23 protein-coding genes are annotated in these 24,468 nt (G+C 73.3%); 15 read left to right on the forward strand and 8 right to left on the reverse strand.

From position 1 onward, the window contains the following. Positions 1 to 2 precede the first annotated feature (2 nt). Positions 3 to 2,222, reverse strand: coding sequence for an MMPL family transporter (locus Val02_RS24105; RefSeq protein ID WP_203901450.1), 2,220 nt, complete (start codon positions 2,220 to 2,222; stop codon positions 3 to 5). Positions 2,223 to 2,398: 176 nt separating this feature from the next. Here Val02_RS24105 and Val02_RS24110 point away from each other — a divergent pair, with 176 nt between their 5' ends. The 5 genes from Val02_RS24110 to Val02_RS24130 all read left to right on the forward strand — a co-directional run bounded on the left by Val02_RS24110 (position 2,399) and on the right by Val02_RS24130 (position 7,346). Next, on the forward strand, positions 2,399 to 3,571 hold the full coding sequence (locus Val02_RS24110; protein ID WP_203901451.1) for a sensor histidine kinase: 1,173 nt from the start codon (positions 2,399 to 2,401) through the stop codon (positions 3,569 to 3,571). Beyond that, complete coding sequence (locus Val02_RS24115) at positions 3,568 to 4,242, forward strand: response regulator (RefSeq protein WP_203901452.1); 675 nt, start codon at positions 3,568 to 3,570, stop codon at positions 4,240 to 4,242. Before Val02_RS24110 ends, Val02_RS24115 begins: the two co-directional genes overlap by 4 nt. Positions 4,243 to 4,352: 110 nt before the next feature. After that, the gene (locus tag Val02_RS24120) at positions 4,353 to 4,982 is read left to right on the forward strand and encodes a fasciclin domain-containing protein (RefSeq protein ID WP_203901453.1); all 630 of its coding nucleotides are present in this window, start codon (positions 4,353 to 4,355) and stop codon (positions 4,980 to 4,982) included. Between the two features lie 2 nt (positions 4,983 to 4,984). Further along, complete coding sequence (locus tag Val02_RS24125; protein ID WP_203901454.1) at positions 4,985 to 6,538, forward strand: molybdopterin-dependent oxidoreductase; 1,554 nt, start codon at positions 4,985 to 4,987, stop codon at positions 6,536 to 6,538. 82 nt (positions 6,539 to 6,620) lie between these two features. Beyond that, on the forward strand, positions 6,621 to 7,346 hold the full coding sequence (locus tag Val02_RS24130; protein ID WP_203901455.1) for a peptidylprolyl isomerase: 726 nt from the start codon (positions 6,621 to 6,623) through the stop codon (positions 7,344 to 7,346). 18 nt (positions 7,347 to 7,364) lie between these two features. Here the strand turns inward: Val02_RS24130 and Val02_RS24135 are convergent, their stop codons facing one another. After that, positions 7,365 to 7,814 carry a DUF4440 domain-containing protein gene (locus tag Val02_RS24135; protein ID WP_203901456.1) on the reverse strand — a complete coding sequence of 150 codons (450 nt, stop codon included), beginning with the start codon at positions 7,812 to 7,814 and terminating at the stop codon, positions 7,365 to 7,367. Positions 7,815 to 7,848: 34 nt separating this feature from the next. After that, positions 7,849 to 10,182 (reverse strand): putative bifunctional diguanylate cyclase/phosphodiesterase, encoded by a 2,334-nt coding sequence (locus Val02_RS24140; protein ID WP_203901457.1) that lies wholly within the window; start codon positions 10,180 to 10,182, stop codon positions 7,849 to 7,851. 122 nt (positions 10,183 to 10,304) lie between these two features. On the opposite strand from Val02_RS24140, the gene Val02_RS24145 reads away from it, so the two are divergent. Then, the gene (locus tag Val02_RS24145; protein ID WP_203901458.1) at positions 10,305 to 11,258 is read left to right on the forward strand and encodes a DUF389 domain-containing protein; all 954 of its coding nucleotides are present in this window, start codon (positions 10,305 to 10,307) and stop codon (positions 11,256 to 11,258) included. Here Val02_RS24145 and Val02_RS24150 read toward each other — a convergent pair. Continuing rightward, a complete protein-coding gene (locus Val02_RS24150) occupies positions 11,255 to 12,322 on the reverse strand; it encodes a YihY/virulence factor BrkB family protein (RefSeq protein WP_203901459.1) in 1,068 nt (355 codons plus the stop codon). The genes Val02_RS24145 and Val02_RS24150 overlap by 4 nt on opposite strands. Positions 12,323 to 12,544: 222 nt before the next feature. On the opposite strand from Val02_RS24150, the gene Val02_RS24155 reads away from it, so the two are divergent. The 3 genes from Val02_RS24155 (at position 12,545) to Val02_RS24165 (ending at position 15,363) form a co-directional block, all read left to right on the forward strand. After that, on the forward strand, positions 12,545 to 13,495 hold the full coding sequence (locus Val02_RS24155) for an SDR family NAD(P)-dependent oxidoreductase (protein WP_203901460.1): 951 nt from the start codon (positions 12,545 to 12,547) through the stop codon (positions 13,493 to 13,495). A 134-nt stretch (positions 13,496 to 13,629) separates the two neighbouring features. Beyond that, on the forward strand, positions 13,630 to 14,769 hold the full coding sequence (locus Val02_RS24160; protein ID WP_239153298.1) for a zinc-dependent alcohol dehydrogenase: 1,140 nt from the start codon (positions 13,630 to 13,632) through the stop codon (positions 14,767 to 14,769). Positions 14,770 to 14,787: 18 nt separating this feature from the next. Further along, a complete protein-coding gene (locus Val02_RS24165; RefSeq protein WP_203901462.1) occupies positions 14,788 to 15,363 on the forward strand; it encodes a hypothetical protein in 576 nt (191 codons plus the stop codon). A 55-nt stretch (positions 15,364 to 15,418) separates the two neighbouring features. Here the strand turns inward: Val02_RS24165 and Val02_RS24170 are convergent, their stop codons facing one another. Continuing rightward, positions 15,419 to 16,243 (reverse strand): TIGR04222 domain-containing membrane protein, encoded by an 825-nt coding sequence (locus Val02_RS24170; protein WP_203901463.1) that lies wholly within the window; start codon positions 16,241 to 16,243, stop codon positions 15,419 to 15,421. Positions 16,244 to 16,376: 133 nt separating this feature from the next. On the opposite strand from Val02_RS24170, the gene Val02_RS24175 reads away from it, so the two are divergent. From Val02_RS24175 to Val02_RS24195, 5 genes are all read left to right on the forward strand, one after another. Next, positions 16,377 to 17,261, forward strand: coding sequence for an ABC transporter ATP-binding protein (locus Val02_RS24175; RefSeq protein ID WP_203901464.1), 885 nt, complete (start codon positions 16,377 to 16,379; stop codon positions 17,259 to 17,261). Next, entirely contained in the window at positions 17,258 to 18,007 is a 750-nt protein-coding gene (locus Val02_RS24180; RefSeq protein ID WP_203901465.1) for a hypothetical protein, read from the forward strand. Before Val02_RS24175 ends, Val02_RS24180 begins: the two co-directional genes overlap by 4 nt. A 31-nt stretch (positions 18,008 to 18,038) precedes the next feature. Next, positions 18,039 to 19,715: a sensor histidine kinase gene (locus tag Val02_RS24185; RefSeq protein WP_203901537.1), complete on the forward strand. Its 1,677-nt coding sequence runs from the start codon at positions 18,039 to 18,041 to the stop codon at positions 19,713 to 19,715. A 33-nt stretch (positions 19,716 to 19,748) separates the two neighbouring features. Continuing rightward, positions 19,749 to 20,393, forward strand: a complete 645-nt coding sequence (locus Val02_RS24190) for a response regulator (protein WP_203901466.1) — start codon at positions 19,749 to 19,751, stop codon at positions 20,391 to 20,393. 139 nt (positions 20,394 to 20,532) lie between these two features. After that, entirely contained in the window at positions 20,533 to 21,030 is a 498-nt protein-coding gene (locus Val02_RS24195) for a CAP domain-containing protein (protein WP_203901467.1), read from the forward strand. A gap of 83 nt (positions 21,031 to 21,113) precedes the next feature. On the opposite strand, the gene Val02_RS24200 is transcribed toward Val02_RS24195, so the two are convergent. Then, positions 21,114 to 21,329 carry a TM2 domain-containing protein gene (locus Val02_RS24200; protein ID WP_239153307.1) on the reverse strand — a complete coding sequence of 72 codons (216 nt, stop codon included), beginning with the start codon at positions 21,327 to 21,329 and terminating at the stop codon, positions 21,114 to 21,116. A gap of 261 nt (positions 21,330 to 21,590) precedes the next feature. On the opposite strand from Val02_RS24200, the gene Val02_RS24205 reads away from it, so the two are divergent. Next, a complete protein-coding gene (locus tag Val02_RS24205) occupies positions 21,591 to 22,895 on the forward strand; it encodes a multidrug effflux MFS transporter (RefSeq protein WP_203901468.1) in 1,305 nt (434 codons plus the stop codon). Positions 22,896 to 22,912: 17 nt separating this feature from the next. Here Val02_RS24205 and Val02_RS24210 read toward each other — a convergent pair whose 3' ends face one another. Both Val02_RS24210 and Val02_RS24215 read right to left on the reverse strand, forming a co-directional pair. Next, entirely contained in the window at positions 22,913 to 24,127 is a 1,215-nt protein-coding gene (locus Val02_RS24210) for a PP2C family protein-serine/threonine phosphatase (protein WP_203901469.1), read from the reverse strand. A gap of 24 nt (positions 24,128 to 24,151) precedes the next feature. Continuing rightward, positions 24,152 to 24,466 carry an STAS domain-containing protein gene (locus Val02_RS24215; protein ID WP_203901470.1) on the reverse strand — a complete coding sequence of 105 codons (315 nt, stop codon included), beginning with the start codon at positions 24,464 to 24,466 and terminating at the stop codon, positions 24,152 to 24,154. Positions 24,467 to 24,468: the final 2 nt, after the last annotated feature.

Consider the following 24,468-nt stretch of genomic DNA (forward strand, 5'->3'; position numbering starts at 1 on the left):
GGCTACCCCCGGGGCGGCGACGGAGCAGGGTGACTCGGAGTGTGCGCCTGGATACTCGCCGACGTCAATACGTCCGGGGTGGCGGCCAGCCGCGCGCCGTCGACGTCGACGCTCGGCACGAGCCGGTCGAGCCACCGCGGCAGCCACCACGCCGAACGCCCCAGCAGCGACAGCACCGCCGGGCCGACGGTCATCCGCACCAGCAGCGCGTCGACCGCGACACCGAACGCCAGGGCGAACCCGAGCGACTTGATGATGACGTCGTCGGAGAGGACGAACCCCGCGAAGACGCTCATCATGATCAGCGCTGCGGCGGTGACCACGCGGGCGCTGTGCCGCATGCCGGAGACGATCGCCTCGTCCGGGCCGGCATCGCCGCGGAACTCCTCCCGCGTCCGGGTCACCAGGAAGACCTCGTAATCCATGGCCAGGCCGAACAGGATGCCGACCAGGAAGATCGGGGTGAAGCTGACGATCGGCCCGGTCGACTCGATGCCGAGCAGGTCGGCGAGATGGCCCTGCTGGAAGATGAACACCAGCGCCCCGAACGAGGCGGCCACCGACACCAGGAAGCCCAGCGCCGCCTTGATCGGCACCAGCACGCTGCGGAACACCAGCAGCAGCAGGACGAACGCGAGCCCGAGCACGATGCCCAGATAGGGCAGCAGGGCCCCGTTGATCTTCTGGGCGATGTCGATGTCGATCGCGGTCCGCCCGGTCACCGAGAACGTCGCGCCGTCATTGGCGGCGGTGAAGCCGGCCTGCCGGGCCCGGATGTCGTGCACGAGGTCCCGGGTCTGCGCGCTCGTCGGACCGCTGCGCGGCACCACGGTGAACATCGCGGCGTCGCCGGCCGCGTTCGGCCGCACCGGCGTGACCACCACGACGTCGTCCAGCCCGGACACCAGGCTCCGGGCCTGCTCGGCCGCCGCGCCGGCCCGTCCGGCGGTGGTCTCCACCAGGATGACCAGCGGCCCGTTGACGCCCGCGCCGAAGCCGTTCGCGAGCTGGTCGTACGCCTTGCGCTGGGTCGAGTCGGGCGCGGCGGTGCCCTCGTCGGGCAGCGCCAGTTCCAGGTCGGCGACGGGCAGCGCGACGACGCCGACCGCGAGCAGGGACAGGATCAGCGCCGGGACGCGGAACCGGAGCACGCCGCGCGCCCAGCGTTCGCCGAACGGCGTCCGGACCCGCCGGGCGGCGGCGCCGCGCCGGGCCGCGCGCGGCAGGATCCGGCGGCCGGCGAGGCCGAGCAGGGCGGGCAGCAGGGTCAGGCTGATCACGACGGCCACGGCGACGGTGCCGGCCGCGGCGATGCCCATGGCCGCCAGGAACGGTATGCCGATCACGGTGAGCGCGGCCAGCGCGATGATGACCGTCAGGCCGGCGAAGACGACGGCGGACCCGGCGGTGCCCACGGCGCGCCCGGCGGCCTCGTCGCCGTCCCGACCGGCGGCGAGTTCGTGCCGGTAGCGCGACACGATGAACAGCGCGTAGTCGATCCCGACGGCCAGGCCGAGCATGGTGGCCAGGGCGGCGGTGTTCGAGGCCAGGTCGAGGAAGCCGGTGGCGACGGAGATGCCGAGCAGGCCGACGGTGACACCGAGGATCGCGGTCAGCAGCGGCAGGCCCGCGGCGAGGATCGAACCGAACGTGATCAGCAGCACGACGGCGGCCACCAGGATCCCGATCCCCTCGGCGGCGTTCGAGGCCTCGGCCGTCGCGGTGACCTCGCCGGAGTACTCCACGCCGAGGCCGGCGCGCCGTGCGGCCTCCCCGGCGGCGAACAGCGCCTCCCGGGACGCGGCGCGCACCTCGGTCTCCGGCACCGGGTAGGTGACCGAGGCGTAGGCGGTCCGCCCGTCCGGCGCGATGTTCCCCGTCTGGAAGGGGTCGCTGACCGCGCCGACCTGGGGCGCCGTGCGCAGCGCCGCCACGGTGGCCGTGACGGCCGCGCGCCGTTCGGGGTCGGTCAGCGTGCCGTCGCCGGGGACGGTGATGACCACCCTCGCCGAGGCGGAGTTCGAGCCGGCGCCGAACTTCTCCCCGAGCACGTCCATGGCCCGCCACGACTCGGTGCCGGGGATGGAGACGGCGTCGTCCGTGGGGCCGGACAGGGTGGCCGCGCCGAAGCCGATCGAGGCCAGCAGCCCCAGCCACAGCACGAGCGTGAACGCGCGGTGCCGGAACGAGAACCGCCCCAGCCGGTACAGCAAGGTCGCCACGAGACTCCTCCATCGGTCGTGAACCCCGTTCGGGCCGTTCCACGATCGCCGCGCGGACCGGACCCGTCGTCCCGTGAGCGCAGGCGGCGGCATACCGCGAACGCGGTAGATCCCGTGACGCGCGATACCGCGTCCGGGGGTCGAGGAACGGCGGCCGCCGCTCTACCGTCGTGGTGGTGCGCGCGTCAGGCAGCGAGAAGAGGCCGCCGGCCCTGGACCGGTACCGCGGCCCGTTGGGTGACCTCGCCCTGACCGCCGTCGGTGTCCACATCGTGCTGTTCGTCGGGTACACCGCGGTGCCGACCGGCATGATGCTGCTGTCGGTGCTGTGCCCGGTTCTCCTGCTGGGGCGCCGGCGCTTCCCGGTGCCCGCGGCGCTGGCCGCCACCGCCGTCGCCGTGCTCGCCGTCGTCCTGGGCCGGCCGCCGGACGGGCTGTTCGTCGCCGCCGGCCTGGTGAGCTACTCCGTCGCGGTGTACAGCCCGCGCCGGCGGCCCTGGTTCTACGCGTGTGTCGTGTGGGGCTCGCTCATGGTGGTCGGGACGGTGGTGCACGGGGGCGACTGGTGGAGCGCCGACCAGTTCGCGCCGTTCGCGTTCATCTTCGGCGGCGCCGGGGTCGGCGACTCGATCCGGCTGCGCCAGGCCTACATCGCCGAGGTGACCGAACGGGCCATGCAGGCGGAGGTGACCCGCGACGAGGAGGCCCGCCGCCGGGTGATCGACGAGCGGCTGCGCATCGCGCGGGAACTGCACGACGTCGTGGCCCATCACATCGCGGTGATCAGCGTGCACGCCGGCGCGGCGGATCACGTGCTGCGCGCCGAACCGGAGAAGGTGTGGCCCGTGCTCGGGCACATCCGCACCGCGGCCGACGCCGTTCTGGAGGAGCTCAAGTCGGTGATCGGCGTGCTGCGCGATCCGGACGAGGTGCGCGACGTCGGGCCGGCCCCCGGGGTGGAACGCCTCCAGGAACTGCTGGCCGGGTTGCGCACCACCGGGTTCGCCGTGCGGCACGAGCAGCACGGCGAGTCCCGGCCGCTCCCGGCGGTGGTGAGCCTGGCCGTGTACCGCATCGTGCAGGAGGCGCTGACGAACGCCCACCGCCACGGCGACGGCGGTGCCGTGCTGTACCTGGAGTACACCGCCGACCTGGTCCGGATCGAGGTGACGAACCGCGTGGCGGGGTCCGGCGGCGGGCGCACCGGCAGCGGGTTCGGCCTGATCGGCATGCGCGAACGGGCCGCCGCCGCGCACGGGAGCATCGTGGCCGGGCCGGTCGCCGGAGGCCTGTTCCGGGTGCACGCCGAACTGCCCACCGACGGCCGTCGCCGAGGAGGCGTGACGTGAACATCCGCGTGCTGCTCGCCGACGACCAGGCGCTCATCCGGGCGGGGTTCCGGATGATCATCGACGCGACGCCGGGCATGGAGGTCGTCGGTGAGGCCGCCGACGGAGGCGAAGCCGTCGAGTTGTGCCACCGGCACCGGGTCGACGTCGTGCTGATGGACATCCGGATGCCGCTGACGGACGGCATCGAGGCGACCCGGCGCATCGGCGCGGACGAGCGGCTGGCCGGCGTGCGGGTGCTGGTGCTGACCACGTTCGACAACGACGACAACGTGATCTACGCGCTGCAGGCCGGCGCGAGCGGGTTCCTGGGCAAGAACGTCGCCCCCGGTGACCTGGTCAACGCCGTGCGGGTGGTCGCCGCGGGGGAGGCGCTGCTGTCGCCGCGGGCCACCAGCGGGCTGATCAGCCGCCTGATCCACCACATCCAGCCGCCGGTGCACCCGCCGCAGCTGGACCTCGTCACCGAACGGGAGCGGGAGATCCTGCTGCTGGTCGCGCACGGGCTCTCCAACGACGACATCGCCGAACGGCTGTTCCTGTCGCCGTTGACGGTCAAGACGCACATCAACCGCACGATGACCAAGCTGAACACCCGCGACCGGGCCCAGCTGGTGGTCTTCGCCTACCAGCACCACCTGGTGCGCCCCGGCGACCCGCTGCCCTCATAGAAATCGGGCGATGTCGCAAAAAACTTTGAAATTTGACCAATCCGGCACCTGGCCTGGCACCGAATCCCCTCGCGACGGACCACCCCGACATCCAACCGAGGGAGCACCCAATGTCACGGCGCCTTATCGCGACCATCGGAGTCGTCGCCGTTCTCGGCCTGTCCGCGTGCGGGTCCACCGACGACGGCGACGCCGCCGCCACGGGCGGCGACAGCACACCGACCGCCGCCGCCACGACCGGCGCGGCCTCGCCGAGCGCGATGGCCGCGCAGTTCGGGGCCGGCTGTGCCGCGGTCCCGACCGACGCGTCGAACCCGGGCAGCTTCGCCGCGATGGCGAAGGTGCCGGTGGCCACCGCCGCCTCCGGCAACCCGGTGCTGAGCACGCTGGTCACGGCCGTCAAGAAGGCCAACCTGGTCGACTCGCTCAACAGCGCCCAGGGCGTCACCGTGTTCGCGCCGACCAACGACGCGTTCGCCAAGATCCCGAAGGCCGACCTCGACAAGGTCCTCGCGAACGACGCCACGCTCAAGAAGATCCTCACGTACCACGTGGTGCCGGGTCAGCTCACGCCGGCGCAGCTCACCGGCACGCACAAGACCCTCGAGGGCGGCAGCGTCGAGGTGAAGGGCGCGGGTACCGACTTCACCGTCGGCACCGGGTCCAAGGTGGTGTGCGGCAACGTCTCCACCGCCAACGCGACGGTGTACATCATCGACACCGTCCTCATGCCCGTCTGAGCATGACGGTCACGGATCCCCGGCCGGTTCGCCGCCGGCCGGGGCTTTCGCCGATCCTGCGCGGGGCCGCCGTCGGGCTGCTCACCGCCGGCGTCTCCCTCGCCGTCGCCCGGTTCCTCTCCGCCTTGCTGGAACATCCGGAGTCCGGCCCGGTGCTCGCTGTGGGTTCCTTCGTCATCGACCACAGCCCGCGGGCGTTGAAGGAGTTCGCGATCCGGACGTTCGGCGCGGCGGACAAGCTCGTGCTGCTGTCGAGCGTGTACGTCGGGCTCGCCGCGGCGGCGATCGCGCTCGGCCGGGTGGCCCTGCGGTGGGGCCTCGTCGCCCTGGGCGCCTTCGGCGCGCTGGGCGCGGCGGCGGTCCTGACCCGCCCGGGAACGTCCACAGTGGACATCCTGCCGACCCTCGCCGGCGTGCTCGCCGGTGCGCTCGCGCTGTGCCTGCTGCGGCGGGCCGCCCGCACCACGGATGTCCACGGTGGACGGCCGCGGCTGCTCAACCGGCGGCAGTTCCTCGCCACGGCGGGCGGTGCGGCGGTGGTCGCGGCCGGAACGGCGGCCGGGGCGCGGGCACTGTCCGGGCGGGCCGGCACCCGCTCCCGCGCTCAGGTGCGCCTACCGGCACCGGCCGACCCGGCCCCGCCCCGCGCACCCGGCGTCGACCTCGGCATCGACGGCGTCGCCCCGTGGGTGACGCCGGTGGCGGACTTCTACCGCGTGGACACCGCCCTGAGCGTGCCGCAGGTCGACGTCGGCACGTGGCGGCTGCGCCTGCGCGGCGCGGTCGAGCGCCCGGCGACGTTCACCTTCGAGGACCTGCTGCGCCGCCCGCTGATCGAACGCGACATCACCCTCAACTGCGTGTCCAACGAGGTCGGCGGCCCCTACGTCGGTTCCGGCCGGTGGCTCGGCGTGCCGCTGGCGCCGCTGCTGCGCGAGGCCGGCATCAGGGCCGGGCAGGACCAGCTGGTGAGCACGTCGGTGGAGGGCATGACGACCGGCACCCCGCTGGCGGCGATCCTCGACGGCCGCGACGCGATGCTGGCGCTCGGCCTGAACGGCGAACCCCTGCCGCTGGTGAACGGTTTTCCGGTGCGGCTGCTGGTGCCCGGCCTGTACGGCTACGTCGGCGCGTGCAAGTGGGTGAGCGAGCTGCGCGTGACGACGTTCGACCGATACGACGCCTACTGGGTCGAACGCGGCTGGGCCGCGGACGCGCCCGTGAAGACGGCCTCGCGGATCGACACCCCCAAACCCTTCGCCCGACTGGGAGCCGGACCGGTGACGGTCGCCGGGGTGGCCTGGGCGCAACGGCGCGGCATCGGCGGCGTGGAGGTGCGCGTCGACGACGGCCCCTGGCTGCCCGCCCGGCTCGCCGACGGACCGACGCCCGACACGTGGCGCCAGTGGGTGCTGCGCTGGGACGCCACACCGGGCCCGCACACGCTGCGGGTGCGCGCCGCGGACGGCAGCGGGGCCGTCCAGCCCGAGGAGCGGGCGACGCCGTTTCCGAGCGGTGCCACGGGCTGGCACACGGTCACCGTCACCGTCGACTGACGGGGCGCCCCCTTCGGTCGCCCACGGTGAATCGACGGTCGACGATGTAGGCTGACCGGCGATCCACTTCTCGGGAGGTGCCATGCGTGGCTGGATGTCGGCGGTCCTCGCCGCCGGAGCGCTCGCCGTCAGCGTCGTCGCCGTGCCCGCCCCGGCCTCGGCCGAGGGCACGCGGCCCCCGGTGACCCGCGGCCCGTGCGGGTACACCGCGACGCCCGAGGAGCCGGCGGCCCGCCCCGTCCCGCTGCCGCCGGACCCGCCGCGCACGCCGGACCGGGGCACGGTGGCCACCTCCCTGTGGACCGACTACGGTCGCATCCCGATGCGGCTCGACCGTTCCCTGGCGCCGTGCACCGTCCAGAGCCACCTGCACCTGACGCTGTCCGGCTTCTACCACCACACGATATGCCACCGGCTGACCGCCTACCCGACGCTCAGCGTCCTGCAGTGCGGCGACCCGAGCGGCACCGGCGAGGGCGGTCCGGGCTACCGCTACAAGGACGAGCTGCCGACCGACCTGCCGCCGGCGCCGACGGATCCCACCGGCGTGCGCAAGCTCTACAAGCGCGGCACGCTCGCGATGGCCAACGCCGGCCCGGACACCAACGGCAGCCAGTTCTTTCTCGTGTACAAGGACTCGGCGCTGCGGCCCAACTACACGATCTTCGGCACCGTGGACCCGGCCGGCATGGCGGTACTTGACCGCATCGCGGCCGCCGGTATCGCGCCCACGCCGGAGGATCCGGCCCCGGTCGACGGCGCGCCCGCGCGGCCGGTGCGGATCAGGCTGGCCACCGCCTTCTTCTGACGCCGATCCGCCCGCGGCTCACCGGTAGCGATCGGGGAGGGACAGCCCGGGTCGTTCGTCGTCCCACGCCATCGAACTCATCTTCCAGCCGCTCGGCGTGCGGACGAACTGCGTCGAGACCACGCCGCGACCGGTGAACGGGACACCGTCGAGGACGCCGGACTTCGTGTAGGTGCTGAGCCGGTGCGCGATGTTGCCGAAGACCTCGGTGATCTGCGCGATCTCCGCCTCCCGGAACGCACTGAGCCGCCCCGCGTCGACGGCGGGCTGCCGCGCCTCGACGAACTGCCGCACCGTCGCGATCTCCGGTTCGGGGCCGCTGTTGCGGATGAGCCTCCCGCCGTCGACGAACAGTTCGTGGATCGCGTGGTACCCGGGGCGCCCGCCGGGCTCGAAGGACACCGCCGCGAAGAACCGTCCGATCAGCTCGTCGAGTGCGGCACGCGCCGGGTCCGGGCTGTCGGTCATGGCAGCGAACTGTAGCCGCGACGGGGCCGTTCGGTCAGGCGGCGAGGGCGGCCCGACGTTCCAGCAGCTCGGCGATGCGCTCCGGCGGCACCGGCCGGCTGAAGTGGTAGCCCTGCGCGAGCGAACAGCCGAGCCGCCGCAGCAGTTCGGCCTGCGCGCCCGTCTCGACCCCCTCGGCGACCGTCGCCAACCGCAGGCTGCCGGCCAGGTCGACGATCGCCCGGGTGACCGCGGTGCCCTCGGCCCGGGGCGAGTCCGTGTGCCGCATGATGAAGCTGCGGTCGATCTTGAGGATGTCGACCGGCAGGGTGTGCAGGTAGGCGAGCGACGAGTAGCCGGTGCCGAAGTCGTCGATCGCGATCCGGATGCCGTGTGCGCGCAGCGTCCGGAGCTGGGCGATGGCGGACTCGGCGGTGTCGATCAGCGCCGACTCGGTGATCTCGAGGACGAGCGCGGGCGCGGGCAGCCCCGACTCGGCCAGGGCGCTCAGCACGGACTCGACGAAGTCGGGACTGCGCAGCTGGTGGACGGAGACGTTGACGGCCAGGTGCAGGCCCGAGCGCAGGTGCCAGTCGAGGGCCTGCCGGCAGGCCGTGAGCAGGGCGTGGCGGCCGAGCGCGTCGATCATGCCGGTCGCCTCGGCCATCGGGATGAACGTGGCGGGCGGCACGGCCTGCCCGTCGCGGTCCCAGCGCATCAGCGCCTCGACACCGGCCATCTCGCCCGTGGCGGTGTCCACCACCGGCTGGTAGTGCAGGTACAGGCTGCCGTCGTGCAACGCCCGGCGCAGGCCGTCGGCGATCTCGGTGCGCTCCCGGTGGGCGGAGCGCAGGGCGTCGTCGCACCGGACGGCCCGGTCGCGTCCGGCCTGCTTGGCGGCCGTGAGCGCGAGATCCGCGTTGGCCAGCGTGACGGTCGGCGACGGGCTGTGCCGCTCGGTCTCGACGATGCCGATGCTCACGGTGAGGTGCAGCCGGTGCCCCGCGACGACGACCGGCCGGGCGACGGCCTCGCCCACCGACCGGGCGAGTTCGCCGGCCCGCCCCGGGTCGCGGGTGAGCAGGACGGCGAACTCGTCGCCGCCGAGCCGCGCGAGGGTGTCGGTCGCGTCCACCAGGACCCGCAGGCGGGCGGCGATCTCGGTCAGGATGCGGTCGCCCAGCCCGTGCCCGTGCGCGTCGTTGATCTCCTTGAACCCGTCGAGCCCGCACAGCACCACGCCGTGCGGCTCCCCGGACGCCGCGGCGACGTCGAGCCGTTCGAGGAAGAGATCGCGGTTGGCGAGGCCGGTCAGCGTGTCGTGCGTGGCGCGGTGGGTCAGCTGATGCTGGAGGGCCTGCTGGCGGTGCAGCGCGGCGCGCAGTTCGTCCGCCTGCGTGTCCAGCCGCCGGGCGCGGTGCTGGGCGATGCGCACCAGCAGCCAGATCCGCGACATGAGCAGGCCGCACAGCGCGGCGCTGATCAGCGAGGGAACGAGCAGCTCGGCGTCCGCCCCGTCGAGCGTCAGGCCGGCGAGGACGGGCAGCAACGGGCTGAGCACCGCGGTGACGAGATAGGCGATCAGGACCGGCCGGTTGATCAGCCGGGTCTCGCCGGTGTCGAGCCGTCCGAGTTCGGCCGCGCGGGGATGCAGCGCCGCCGCGGTCAGCAGCACCCCGGCGACCTGCGTCAGCAGGAACGCGACGCCGCCGGGCAGGAACGCGGCCGCGCCCTGGCCGCTGGTCGCCGCGTAGACCAGGTGACCGGCGAGCAGGGCGGCGGCGGCACCGCCGAGCAGGCGTTGCGGGGCGCCGCCGCGTCGCCCGAGCCCGCGGAGCACCACCGCCAGGATGGCCAGGTCGATCAGCGCGTACACGGCCGCCACGCCGGTGTCGACCTGGCGGCCGCTCGGCTCGGCGAGGTACGGCCGGACCACGAACGACCACGCCAGCATCGACAGGAACAGCACCACCGCGCCGGCCTCGACGCCGTTCTCGGCGGTGCTCCCGGCGCGCCGCCGTCGGGTCAGCAGCAGGCCGGCGAACGCGAACAGCGCGTACTGGGCGGCCAGGCTCAGCCCCATCTGGGTCGACGTCGGCGGCACGCCGTTGACCAGGCCCTGCCAGGCCCAGTAGCCGACGGCCGCCAGCCCCGCGGCGCGGGCGGACAGCAGTAGCCACCACCCGAGCGGCGAACCGGCCGGCCGGCGCCACAGCATCGCGACGGTGGCCACGAGCCCCAGGGCCTGCGGCAGCGACCACAGCGCCAGGGCCACCCCGGGAGGCGCGAGCTGGGCGGCGCACACGACGAGCACGCCGACGACGAGGAACCGCCACCAGCGGTTGTGGCGCGTCGGCGGGCGCAGGGCGTTCGTCCAGGGGCGTGGCACCGTCTCAGCGAACCAGGCCCGGGTTGCACGACCGGCTGCGAAACGGGAGCCGAACGCCTGCCCCGACCGGGGCCGGGCGGCGCGGCCTAGACTGCCTGCCAGCCGAGATCGCGAGGGGTCGCATGCTGCACGTACGGGTGATCACTCCGGAGGGCGTCAGCGAACGGGTGCGCGAGATCCTCGCCGCCGACGACGCCGTGACCCACGTGGTGGTGCTGCCCGGCGTGGCGCTGTCGCCGGCGGGGGACCTGGTGGAGTTCGACGTGGTGCGCGAGGGCGCCAGCTCGGTGCTCGACCGCCTGCGGGAGCTCGGCCTGGAGCAGGACGGCTCGATCGTCGTCGAACGGGTCGACGCGGCGCTGTCCGAGGCCGCCGACCGCGCCGCGCGGAACACCCCGGGGCTGGGCGTCGACGCCGTGGTGTGGCACGAGATCGAACAGCAGACCGGCGAGGAGGCGCAGCTGTCCGCCTCGTATCTGGCGTTCATGACGATCGCCATGATCATCGCCGCGGTGCGGGTGCTGCTCGATCAGCCGATCCTCATCGTGGGGTCGATGGTGGTCGGGCCGGAGTTCGGTCCGCTCGCGGCCCTGTGCGTGGGGCTCGCGCGGTGGCGCCCGGTGCTGATCCGGCGATCCGCGCTGGCGCTCGTGGTGGGGTTCGTCGCGGCGATGTTCCTGACGGTCGGCGCGGTGTGGCTGTTGACGGCGTTCGGGCTGGTCGACCGGTCGATGCTGCTGGCCGAGCGGCCGTTGACCGACTTCATCTGGCGGCCGGACGCGCTGTCCTGGGTGATCGGCTTTCTCGGCGGGGTCGCCGGGATGCTGTCGCTGACGTCGGCCAAGGCCGGCACCCTGGTCGGCGTGCTGATCTCGGTGACGACCATCCCGGCGGCGGCGAACGCGACGGTGGCCCTCGGCTACGGCGTGCGTGAGGAGGCGGTCGGCTCCGCGCTGCAGCTGCTGATCAACGTGGTCGCGATCGTGCTCGCCGGCGTGCTGACGCTGCTGGTGCAGCGGCTGCTCTGGCGGTTCCTGCGGCCCGATCCGTTGAAGGGCTCCGGGCCGGCCCGTTAGCCGGCGCTCAGGCCGTTCTGGCTGCCCTTCTTGATCTTGCGATCGTCGCGCAGTTCCAGGAACGGCTCGTCCGTCGGGTCGTGGCCGGCGGCGATCGCGCGGCCGCGCTCGAGTTCGGCGTCGAGCTCGGCCCCGAGCAGGATGGCGATGTTGCTGATCCACATCCAGACGAGGAACGCGATGACGCCGCCGAGCGTGCCGTAGGTCTTGTTGTAGTCGGCGAAGCCGGCGAGGTAGACCGCGAACGCGGCGGAGACCAGGATCCACACCAGCACGGCGAACAGGCCGCCCGGGCTCACCCAGCGGAAGCCGCCGGTGCGGGCGTTCGGCGACGCCCAGTACAGGACGGCGAACATCAGGCTCACCAGGATGACCAGGACCGGCCACTTGGCGATGTTCCAGGTGGTGACGACGACCGAGCCGAGCCCGATCTTCTCGCCGACGACGCGGGCCAGATCGCCGGTCAGGACGACGATGGCGGCGGAGACGATGAGCATCACGCCGACGATCGCGGTGACCCCGACGCGGATCGGCAGGGTCTTCCAGATCGGGCGCCCCTCCGGAACGTCGTAGACGGCGTTCGACGCGCGCATGAACGCGGCGATGTACCCGGAGGCCGACCAGAAGGCCACGACGATACCGACGATCGCGGCGACGCCCGCCGTGCCCGGCTCCTTCACCTGGTTGAGCACGGTGTCGACCAGGCTCTGGAGCTGCCCGCTCGGGGCGATCTCCTTCGCGGCGTCCTGGACGGTCCGCTGGCCGTTGTCGCTCAACATGCCCAGGAGCGAGACGATGACCAGCAGGCCGGGGAAGATCGACAGGACACCGTAGTACGTGAGCGCGGCGGCCCAGTCGGAGATGTTGTCCGCCGAGAACTGCTTGAAGGTGCGCTTCAGCGCCGCGAACAGCCCCTTGCCCCGCAGCGCCGCCGGGCTGTCCGGACCCGCGTCGGGGCCGACGGTCGACCCCTCGACGGGTCGGTCGTCGCCGGTGCGGGTGGTGGCCGCGGCCTCCACGTCGACGTCGCGCCGGTCGTTGCCACTCCTGCGGCCGAGGGCCATGTCGCATCTCCTCCGTGCTCAGCGGCCTCCTGGGGGACGGGCCGCTGTCGTTCCTTCTGCCGGGCGGTGTACCCCGGGGCGCTCCATTGATGCCGGGCACTGGTGTCGGGATCGGCTCCGGCGCGCGGACCGGCCGACGGCCGAAATTGTCCGGGGCGTCGGAGTGGGCGGGCGCGCCCTGGGTAGCGGTGGCCCCGGCCGCACGAGTGCGCGGGAGGTGGGGTGGCCGGACATCGGAGGTTCGGGGACGCCGTGGTGCTGGTCACCGGGGCGTCCAGCGGGGTCGGCCGGGCGACGGCGCTGGCGTTCGCCGCCGAGGGGGCCGCTGTGGTGCTCGCCGCGCGCGGTGCGCAGGCGCTCGCCGAGGTGGCCGGGCTGTGCCGGGAGCGGGGCGCGCAGGCCCTGGTCGTGCCGACCGACATCGCCGATCCGGCGGCGGTCGAACGCCTGGCGCGGCTGGCGGTGGAGCGGTTCGGGCGGATCGACGTGTGGGTCGAGGCGGCGGCCGTCGGCATCGTCGGACCGCTGGGCTCGGAGTCGGTAGCGGAGTTGCGCCGGCTGGTGGAGACCAACGTGTTCGGCTCCGCGCTGTGCGCACGGGCCGCGCTGGCCACGTTCCGCGCGCAGGACCGGGGGGTGCTCGTGCTCGTCGGATCGCTGCTGTCGCTGTTCCCGAACCCGCTGGTGCCGCTCTACTCGATGTCCAAGTTCGCGATCCGGGGGCTGGCGCTGAACCTCCGGCAGGCGGTCGCGGGCCATCCCCGAATCGGGGTGTGCCTCGTGCTGCCCGGGCCGGTCGACACGCCGTTCTTCGCCCGGGCCGCGAACCACTCCGGCCGCCGGCTGCGGGCCATCCCGCCGGCGTACGCCCCGGAACGGATCGCCGCCACGATCCTCGCGTGCGCCCGCCGCCCGCGCCGGCAGGCGACCACCGGCGTGGTCTCGCACGTGGCCCTGTTCGCCCACCGGGTGGCGCCGCGGGTCACCGAGTCGCTCGTGGCGCGGTGGAGCGCCACGTTCGTGACCGGGGCCGCAGCGGCCGCGTCCGGGCCGGGGTCGCTGTTCGATCCGCCGCCGACCGGGGCGGTGCACGGTGGACACCGCCGTGGACGGCTCCGCCGCCGGCTGGGCGGCTGGCTCGGCAGCGTGCGCGTGGCGACGTTCCGCCGATGAATCCGGCAGCGCTCGCGCGGCGGTCCGGCCGGTGTTTGTCGGGCTCCGGCCCGGGTAGCCCGGCGCAGGCCTCGGACCCGAACGGGTCGGGGCGCCCGCGACGACGAGGTCTCAGGAGGCCCGTGATGCAAGCGATGACCTACCGAGGGCCCTACCGGATCGCTGTGCGGGAGAAGGACCGCCCGACGATCGAGCACCCGAACGACGCGATCGTGCGGGTCACCCGCGCCGCGATCTGCGGCTCCGACCTGCACCTCTACCACGGCATGATGCCGGACACCCGGGTCGGCATGACCTTCGGGCACGAGTTCATCGGCGTGGTCGACGAGGTGGGCGACTCGGTGCGCCACATCGCACCGGGCGACCGGGTGATGGTTCCCTTCAACATCTTCTGCGGGTCGTGCTACTTCTGCGCCCGAGGGTTGTACGCCAACTGCCACAACGTCAATCCCAACGCGACCGCCGTCGGCGGCATCTACGGCTACTCGCACACGTGCGGCGGCTACGACGGCGGCCAGGCGGAGTTCGTGCGGGTGCCGTTCGCCGATGTGGGGCCGAGCGTCATCCCCGAGTGGATGGAGGACGACGACGCGGTCCTGCTGACCGACGCCCTCGCGACCGGCTACTTCGGCGCCCAACTCGGCGACATCGTCGAGGGCGACGTCGTGGTGGTGTTCGGCGCCGGGCCGGTGGGCCTGTTCGCGGCGAAGTCCGCGTGGCTCATGGGCGCCGGCCGGGTCATCGTCATCGACCATCTGCAGTACCGGCTGGACAAGGCGGCGAGCTTCGCGCAGGCGGAGACCTACAACTTCGTCGAGTACGACGACATCGTCGTGCACCTGAAGCGGCTCACCGATCATCTCGGGGCCGACGTCGTCATCGACGCGGTCGGCGCGGAGGCCGACGGGAACTTCCTCCAGCACGTCACCGCCGCCAAGCTCAAGCTGCAGGGCGGCTCCCCGATCGCGCTCAACTGGGCCATCGACTCGGTGCGCAAGGGCGGCACCGTCTCGGTGGTGGGCGCCTACGGGCCGATGTTCAGCGCCGTCAAGTTCGGCGACGCGATGAACAAGGGGCTGACCCTGCGGATGAACCAGTGCCCGGTGAAACGACAGTGGCCGCGCCTGTTCGAGCACGTGCGCAACGGTTACCTCAAGCCCAGCGAGATCGTGACGCACCGGATCCCGTTGGAGCACATCGCCGAGGGCTACCACATCTTCTCCGCCAATCTCGACGACTGCATCAAGCCGCTCATCGTGCCGAACGCCGCCTGACCGGATCGGAGACCCGCCATGCCGTACACCGCCGACAAGCCGAAATTGGCCGAGTCCAGCGCCGCGCTGCGCGCGCGGATCCCCGGCTGGGGCGTCGACCTGGATCCGAAGGACCGGCCGTCCGTGCCCCGTGAGCAGTTCGACCCCGGCCTCAACGGCGCCGCATGGGACTTCCCCGAGCGGCAGCCCGAGCGCTGGCCGCGGGAACGCTCGATCGAGCACAAGTTCCTCACGCCGGTCTTCGGCACGTCCACTCCGCCCAAGGGACTGTCCGGGGTGATGCGCCGGTTCGCCTACGCGCGCTACAGCGAGGGCCGGGCCGCGCACTGGCTGCTCCTGTTGGCCGCCGACCGGGTCGACGCCGTCGAGAGCACGCTGCGCTCGTTCGTCAGCACCCGGCCGGACGATCCGATCACGCAGACCGGTGTGCTCAGCGAGTTCACCCACCACGGCTTCGCGTCGCGGGTGGGGCGCCGGCGCACCGACCTCGTGCACCAGCCGCTCGACCTGATCATCGTGGCGGCGCCGTGGGTGGCGGCCGCCGGCCTCACGTACGCCGCCGTCAAGCGGGTGGCGGGTCGCCGCCGGGCGTGAGCGCCCGCCGCACCCCGGCCGGACCGCCCGGCGGAACCTTCGCCCGGCAAGCCGGTCAGTCGCCGCCGCCGCCCCCGCATCCGCCCCCGCCCCCGTCGCTGCCTCCGTCGCCGCCCCCGTCGAGGTCGAAGTCGCGGCCGCGGCGGCCGTTCGACGGCGGCGGCGGGTGGTGCACGCCGAGCGCGTGGGCGAGTTCGACGTCGCCGTCCAGCAGGGCCGCGTCGCCGTGCAGGGCGACCGTCGTGCGCACCACCGTCGGGCCGCGGTGTGCCCAGCCCCGTTCCAGCGGGTAGCGCCGCCGGCCGCGGGTGAGCACGCTCCGGGCGAGGAACGGCCGCTCGCCCACCTTGATGAAGATCATCGCCAGGCCCACGAAGAAGACGAAGGTGCCGACCAGCACCCCGCCGATGCCGCCGACGACGCTCACGATGCGGGCCGCCCGGCGCCGGCGCGGCGACAGCAGGAGGTGCTCGCGGCGCAGTTCCTCGATGTGCGGGATCATCGCGGCGATCACGGCGGGGTCCTGGGACAGCAGCACGGGTCGCACGCCGACGGACAGGGCGTGCAGGACGGCGACCTCCACCGGTTCGGCGTAGGGCTGCGGTGCGCTCGCGTGCAGGATGTGGCCGGGGAGCACGGCGATGCCGCCCTGCGCGCGCAGTCCGGCCAGCGCGGCCCGGGTCACCCGTTCGGCGCCGCCGGCGAGGTACGCCCAGGCGAACGCCGACAGTCGGGGATGCCGCAGCCGGGGCCGCCCGAGCTGCAGCAGCAGCCTGCCGAGGAGGCCGGCGGCGGCCAGGGCCAGCAGGCCGGGCACGCCGAGCCAGGAGTTCTCGTCGAAGATCGACCAGTCTTCCGCGGCGACGATGGATCCGGTCATGGGGCGCCCCCTACGGGCATCGATGACGGGCCGACCCATCGTGGGGCACCGGTGCAAGGGCTGACGATCGGCCGGGCGTTCTGGTAGATCGGCAGATCCGGGCCGGGCCGTCGGACTCGTAGTGTCGCGCGGCATGTTGGAGTTCCACCGGGTCAGCAAGACCTATCGAGACGTCCGGGCGCTGCGGGACGTGAGCCTGGAGGTGGCGCCCGGGACCGTGGTCGGCATGGTCGGCCACAACGGCGCCGGCAAGAGCACCCTCATGCGGATGGCGGTCGGCCTGGTCCGGCCCGACACGGGCCGCGTCCACCTCGCGGGTGTTCCGGTCGAACGGCTCGGCCGGCTCGGCGGCCTCGTCGCGGCCTCGCTCGACGCCGCCACCCTGCCGGCGCAGTGGAGCGCGCACACGGCCGTCACGGTCGCCGCCGGCCTCTCCGGCCTGCCCGTGGCCCGCGCCCGCGAGGTGCTGGAACTGTTCGGCCTCACCGCCGCCGCGCACAAGCGGGTCGGGGCGTTCTCGATGGGGATGCGGCAGCGGCTCGCCATCGCCCTCGCGCTCATCGGCCGGCCGAAGGTGCTGATCCTCGACGAGCCCACCAACGCGCTCGACCCCGACATCGCCCACGAACTGCGCACCTGGATCGCCGCGCACGCCGAGGCGGGCAACGCCGTCCTGATCTCCAGCCACAACCTGCCGGAGATCGAACAGGTCGCGGACCGGATCGTGGTGCTGCACCAGGGCGTCGTCGTGCGCGACGAACCGACGCGGGCGCTGCTGGCGGGCGGCACGGTGCTGATCCGGGTGGACCGCCCCGACGTGCTGGTCGAGCAGCTGTGGCACCGGGGGAGCAAGGCCGAGCACCTGGCCGACGGCACGCTGCGGGTCACCGCCGCGACGACCGACGAGGTGGGCGAACTGGCGGCCGCCGGCGGCCTGGTCGTTCGCGAACTGGTCGGCGAACGGCAGCGGCTCACCGACGCCTACCGGCGGCTCACGGCGGACGGGAACTCCCGATGACGGCCCCGGCCGCGCCATGGCTGCGCCCCGTGCCGTTCACCCGGCTGGCGGGCGTGCAGCTGCGGATCTGGCGCGCGCACCGGTTCGTGGCGGTGGCCGCGGTGCTGTCGGTCGCCGCGGGCGCCGGTGCCGCCGCGCTCGGCGTGGGCCTGCCCGGCGGGCGGCTCACCGGCGGGGTGGTCGCCGAGCGGTTCGCGCTGGCGGAGGCGCTGTACGGGCTGTTCTGGCCGGTGATCGGCGCGGTCGGGGCGGCATCGGCGTTCACCGGCGGGTGGGCCGTGCTCGTGCTGGGCGTCGCGCCCCGGCGGGGGCGCTGGCTGCTGGCCGCGTCGGCGACGTTCCTGCTGGTGGCGGCCGTGGCGACGGCGGCGTTCGTGGCGCTGGGCTGGCTCGCCGTGGTGCTCGCCGGGGCGGGGGCCGACGCGGCGGGGGCCGTGCCGCGGCGGTTCCTGCCGGTGCTGGGCGTGACGCTGCTGCGCGCGGCGGCCGGGTTCCTGCTGGGGGCGGCGCTGCGCAACGTGGCCGTGGCCCTGGTCCTGCTCTACGTGGTGCGGTGGGCGCTGCCGTTGCTGGTCGTCCGATCGGTCGACATCGGGGTCTGGCTGGACCTGGACACCGCGACCGCCGCGCTGGCCACCGGCGACGCCGGCCGGCACCACGGGCTGCCGGTGGTGACGGCGTTGCTGCTGTGGATCGTGGTACCGGCGGCGACGGCCTGGGCGCGGTTACGGTCGTCAGCACAGTGAGCACCCGTTCCGGCCCCGCGGAGGCGTCGTGATGCAGCGTCCGATCACCGCCGCCGGTGTGGCGCGGGCGCTGCGGCTCGCCGAGCGGGGCCGGTGGGTGTCGGTGTGGCGGCTGGGCCTGCCGGCGACGGTGTTCGCGCTCAGCCTCCTCGACGTGCGCGCCCACCCGTTCGACCCGGTGCTCGGGCTGGCCGTCGCCGGGGCGCTGCTGTGCCGGTTCCGCTGGCCGGGCGCCGCGCTCGTCGGGGGCGTGCTCGTCGCGGCGCTCGCCACCGTGGGCGACACCGCCGTGCCCGCGCTGCTCGGGCTGCCGTCGACGGTCTTCCTCTCCTACGCCGCCGGTAGACGGGTGAACGACCGGCGGCGGGCGCTCCTGGTCGCCGCCGCGGCCGTCGCGATCAGCACGGTGCGCGACGTGTTCCTCGGGCTGCGCCAGCCGGAGTGGACGGGCACGGTCGTCGTCGGCGGGGTGCTGTCGCTGGTGCTGATCCTGCTGCCGTTCGCCGTGGGTGTCATCGTCGGCGAACGCGCCCGCACCCTCGAGGCGCTGCACGAGCGCAACGCCCTCCTGGAACGCGCGAACCGCCTCGCCGACCAGCGCGCCCGCATGCAGGAACGGGCCCGCATCGCCGGCGAGATGCACGACCTGATCGGCCACCGGCTCAGCCTCATCACGTTGCACGCCGGCGCCCTCGAACTGCGCACCCGCGACCAGTCACCGGAGATCAGCAAGCAGGCCGACCTGCTGCGCACCACCTCCCGCACGGCCCTTTCGGAACTGCGCGCCGTCCTCGGGATCCTGCGCCTCGACGCCGGCGCACCCGACGACGGCACCGATCAGGTCGGCAGCCGGGCCGACATCGTGGGACTGGTCGCCGAGTCCCGCGCGGCCGGCCTGCCCGTCGACCTGTCGTGGCACGGCACCGACCTGACCGAGGCGGCCGTGCCGCTGCGCCGCGCGGTCCACCGGATCGTGCGCGAGTCCCTGACGAACGTGCACCGCCACGCCCCCGCCGCACCGACGAAACTGTCGGTGGAAATCCGCTCCGGCCACGTTCACCTGGAGATACGCAACGCCCGACGCGGCCCGGGCGCCCCGACCGCCGGCACCGGCCTCGGCCTGACCGGCCTGCGCGAACGGGCCCGGCTGGCCGGCGGCACCCTCACCGCCGGGACCGACGGCGGCACCGGTGACTTCGTGGTCCGCGCGTCGCTGCCGCTGGATCCGGCCGTGGGTCGATCGGACCGGACGGATCTCTCTTTCGACCACGACGACGTGGCGGACCGGCAGATGCCCGCGACCGGTGCCGCGGCGCAGGCTCGTAACTCCGACGGAACCTATCCGAGGAGTGCGCAAGCCATGTCGAAGACAGTCAAGACGTCGATGATCGTCATCGCGGTGCTGGTCCTGCTCGCCTGCGGCGGGATCGGCTACGGCATCTACTACATCGTCAACGTCATGGACGATTCGATCACCGCCGAGACGTACCAGAAGGTGCAGGCCGGTGACAGCCGCGAGCACGTGCGCGACCTCATCAACGGCGACCAGGACCTGGCCCGGGAGTCGGTGAAGGGCACCGAGCCGGCCGCCCCGGAGGGCACCAGCTGCGACTACGCGCTGGCACGGTCGGCGGAGTCGGTCTACCGGTTCTGCTTCAAGGACGGCAGGCTCGTGCACAAGGACGAGATCCCGGTGCCGAAGAAGTAGCCTGGCTGATCACGTGAGCGAAGGGTGCGATCGATGATCCGGGTCCTGGTGGCCGACGACGAGGCACTGATCCGCGCGGGTATCCGCATGGTGCTCGAGACGGCCGACGACATCGAGATCGTCGCCGAGGCCGGCAACGGCGTCGAGGCCGTCGACCTGGCCCGCCGGCACCGGGCCGATGTCGCGCTGCTGGACATCCGGATGCCCGCCCTCGACGGGCTCGCCGCCGCCGCGCAGCTGGCCACGCTGGTGCCGCGGACCCGGGTCGTGATGCTGACGACGTTCGGCGAGGAGGAGTACGTGGCCCGGGCGCTGCGCGGTGGGGCGGCGGGGTTCCTGCTCAAGGACACCCCGCCGGACGATCTCATCGGCGCCGTCCGGGTCGCCGCGGCGGGCGAGGCGATCCTGTCGCCCCGGATCACCCGGCACGTCATCGAGCGGTACGTCGGTCGGGAACAGACCCGCGGGGACGACGCCCGCCGCCGCCTCGACGCGCTGACCGGGCGGGAACGCGACGTTCTCGCCCTCGTCGCCGACGGCGCGTCCAACGCGGAGATCGCCAGGTCGCTGCACATCAGCGAGGGAACGGCCAAGGCGCACGTGAGCCGCATCCTGACGGCGCTCGGCTGCACCAATCGCGTGCAGGCCGCGATCGTGGCGCACGACGCGGCGATGTAGGAGCGCGTGTCCGGACGGGTGCCGTTCGGTTTCGGGGCCGGCCGCGCGCGTGTGCGAGCCTCGGTAGCGGGTCGGTTCCGTCGCGGTGCCAACGGGTGCTACTCCTCGATGGCCGGCGGGTGCGTCCGACGTGTCGGGCATGACTTCACTCGTTCGTCGTATCGGTGCCATCGCCACGCTGTCCGCCGCCCTCTTCGGCGGGCTCGCCCTCGCCGCCGGCACGGCCCAGGCCGCCACCACCCCGGTACCCGACACGACCCTCGAAGCGACCGTCATCAAGCTGACCAACGACGCCCGTCTCAAGAACGGCTGCGCCGCCCTGCGCACCGACGCCAAACTCACCCTCGCCGCCCGCGCGCACAGCGCCGACATGGTCAAGCTCAACTACTTCTCGCACACCTCCAAGACCGACGGCGCGAACTTCGTCACCCGCGCCAAGCGGGCCGGCTACACCGGCGCCATCGGCGAGAACATCGCCTGGGGCTACCGCACCGCCGAAACCGTCACCAAGGGCTGGCTCGACAGCCCCGGCCACCGCGCCAACATCCTCAACTGCAAGGCCAAGGCCGTCGGCGTCGGCCTGGCCCGCAAGGCCGACGGCACCCCGTACTGGACCCAGGTCTTCGGCAGCATCTGAAGCGGCGTCCGGGGCGAACACCGGCCCCGGACACGACGCGGGGCCGGCCGGATCGTCCGGTCGGCCCCGCGCTGCGGGTGGAACTAGCGGGCCAGCGCCAGGCCCTGCTTGTCCTTGAAGCTGCCGACCAGAATCATGATGAAGTCGATCAGGACCCAGATCCCGAGCCCGCCGAACGTCACGATCTGCAGGATCCCGGTGCCGATCTTGCCGACGTAGAAGCGGTGCACGCCGAGCATGCCCAGGAAGAAGCAGAGCAGGGTGGTGACGAGCCAGCTCTTCTGCCCGGTCGCGGTCATGGTGCTCACAATTGTCCTCCATCGATTTTTTGCGCTGATCCGAGAAAATCGGAGCCTAATCTCAGCGGAATCATTGGCAATCCGATTTTTTGCGGGACCCGTCCCGTGAAATCGCCCAACGGATCCTCGGCGTCGAGGAGGCTAGCCACAATCGACGTGACCCGCTACCCGACGCCGACATAGCTAGTGGATTTCCCAGTGATCAGGCGGCCCTCCCGCGTGTGATCACCCTTACCCGCGCGGCGCGGGCGGAAGAACCCGATGCGCCGGCGACTTGTCGAAGGGGTGGCCGACACTCACACCGCGACCGACCCTGCCCGGAACATCTCACCCGGAGAACTGCTCCCGATCGGACGCCGGTTCCGCATCGTTCTGGTCCTCGGCTTTCTCGCCGCCCTGGGGCCGCTGACGATCGACATGTACCTGCCGTCGCTGCCCACGATCACCGCCGACCTGCACGCGAGCGCCGCCGCCGTGCAGCTGACCCTCACCGGAACGCTCGCCGGCCTGGCGTTCGGGCAGCTGCTGATCGGCCCGCTCTCCGACGCCGTCGGCCGGCGGCTGCCGCTCCTGGCCGGGATCGCGGTGCACGTGCTCGCCTCGGTCCTGTGCGTGTTCGCGCCGAACCTGACGGTGCTCGGCACGCTGCGCGTGCTGCAGGGGCTGGGCGCCGCCGCGGCCGCGGTGATCGCCATGGCGATGGTGCGCGACCTCTTCGACGGGAACGCCGCCGCCCGCCTCTTCTCCCGCCTCGTTCTCGTCATCGGGGTGGCCCCGATCCTGGCGCCCACGGTCGGCGGCCTGGTCCTGGGCCGGACGTCCTGGCGGGGAGTGTTCGTGGTGCTGGCCGGCGCCGGCGTCGCGATCATGGTGGCCGCCGCGCTGGTCCTGCCGGAGACGCTGCCGCGGGCCGCCCGCCGCAACGAGGGTGTGCGGGGGACCGCCCGCGACTACGGCCGGCTGTTCACCGACCGGGTGTACGTGGGCCTCGTGCTCGTGGCGGGGCTGGCGATGGCGGCGCTGTTCGCCTACGTGAGCGGCTCCTCCTACGTCTTCCAGGACGAGTACGGGCTGAGCGAACAGCAGTTCGCGCTGGTCTTCGCCGGTGGCGCGGTCGGGCTGATCGGGGCCACGCAGTTCAATGTGCGGCTGCTGCGCCGGTGGACGCCGCAGCGGATCCTGGGGCGCTCGCTCCTGGCCGGCCTCGGGTTCGGGCTGGTGCTGCTGGCGACGGCCGCCACCGGATTCGGCGGGCTGGCCGGCGTCCTGGTGCCGCTGTGGCTCGTGCTCACGACCGTCGGCCTGGCCATGCCGAACGCCCCCGCGCTCGCGCTGTCCCGCCACGGCGAGGCGGCCGGCACCGCGGCGGCGCTGCTCGGCGCGGTGCAGTTCGGCGTGGGCGCGGCGGCGGCGCCGGTGGTGGGGATGCTGGGTGTGGGCGCGCTGGCGATGGCCGTCGTGGTGTTCGGCGGGATGCTGGCGGCCACCGTGGTCTGCTTCGTGGTGGTCCGGCCGCACCGCCTGCCCGTCGAACCGCCCGAGCCGGCCGTCGCCCTGGCGCATTAGCCGCGGGCGTCGCGGCGCTACCCGATGGTGCGCACGGCGAGCACGGCGACGTCGTCGGTGGCCGTGTGCCCGTGCAGGAGCGCCGCCATCGCGGAGGCGCACATCTCGTCCGAGGGCACCGGGCGCAGCGCGGCGAGCAGTGCCTCGATGCCGACCGACAGCAGGCGGGCGCGGCGTTCGACGAGGCCGTCGGTGTAGAGGAACAGCCCGGTGCCGGCGGTGATGCCGGTGGTGACCACGCGGCGCGGCCGGGCGGGGTCGACGCCGAGCGGCAGGTCCGGCCGGATCGCCAGCGGGGCGGCGGGGCGGTCCGGGTGAACCAGGAGCGGCGGGAGGTGCCCGGCGCTGGAGACGTTCAGCACCGCGCGGGCCGGATCGAGGACCGCGTAGACGGCGGTGGCCATCGCGTCGGGTTCGAACAGGCGGACCTTGCGGTCGAGGCGGGTGAGCACATCGCCCGGGTCGAGGGTCTCCAGGGCGTAGGCGCGCAGGGCGCTGCGGATGCGCCCCATCACGACGGCGGCGTGCAGGCCGCTGCCGGCGACGTCGCCGATGGCGATGCCGACGTGCCCGGACGGCAGGGCGAACAGGTCGTACCAGTCGCCGCCGACGCCGACCTCGGCACCGGGTACGTAGCGGGCGGCGATGTCCAGCCCGGCGACGGACGGCAGCCGGTCCGGGAGCAGGCTGCGCTGCAGGGCGACGGCGGTGGCGCGGTCGAGGCGCGACGTGCGTGCCTGGGCGGCGAGGCCGGCCCGGTCGGCGACCAGTCGCAGGAGTTCGATGTCCTCCGGGCCGAACCGGCGGGTCGTCCGGGTGCCGACGTGCAGCACGCCCACGAGTCGACCGGTGCTGATCATCGGCACGCCGAGCATCGAGGCGAGTCCCTTGGCGCGCAGCACGGGACTGACGACATCGGTCGGATGGAGACGTTCGACCGCGACGGGCTCGGCGCGGGCGGCGACCGTCCCGGCGAAGCCCTGCCCGACCGGTACCCGAATGCCCTGACGGACCTCCTCCTCGAGCCCCTTCGCGGCGGTCACCACCAGCTCGGTGCCGCTGGAGTCGAGCAGCAGGACGGCGGCGGTGTCGGCGCGCAGCAGGTCGCAGGTGCGCTCCAGCAGTTCGGCGAGCAGGTCCTCGACACCCAGGTGGGACAGCGCGGCGTCGGTGATGGCCTGCAGCCGGCGCAGGTGCGTACCGGCGTCGGTGTGCAGCACGTCGTCCGTCATCGTCGGGGTCCTACCGAACCGTCGTCACCGCTCGTGTCCGCTGAGGAGGTCCCAGACGCCGGTCATCTCCAGCACCTGCCGCACGAGCGGCCGCGTGCCGCTGATCCGGAACGCCTGGCCGTGTGACTGCGCGCCGCGCTGCCCCTTCAGCAGCGCGTTGATGCCGGCCGAGTCGACGAATTCCACCTCGGTGAGGTCGACCACGACGGTGGCCGCCGAGCCGCCGGTCTGCCCGGCGAACGCGTCCTCCAGTTGGGCGGCGGTGCGCAGGTCGATGTCGCCGCTCACGCAGACGGTGATCGTGTCGCCGCCGTGTCGCAGCGACAGTCCGAGTGACACGA

This window comes from Virgisporangium aliadipatigenens (assembly GCF_016863615.1).
Taxonomy (GTDB): Bacteria; Actinomycetota; Actinomycetes; order Mycobacteriales; family Micromonosporaceae; genus Virgisporangium; species Virgisporangium aliadipatigenens.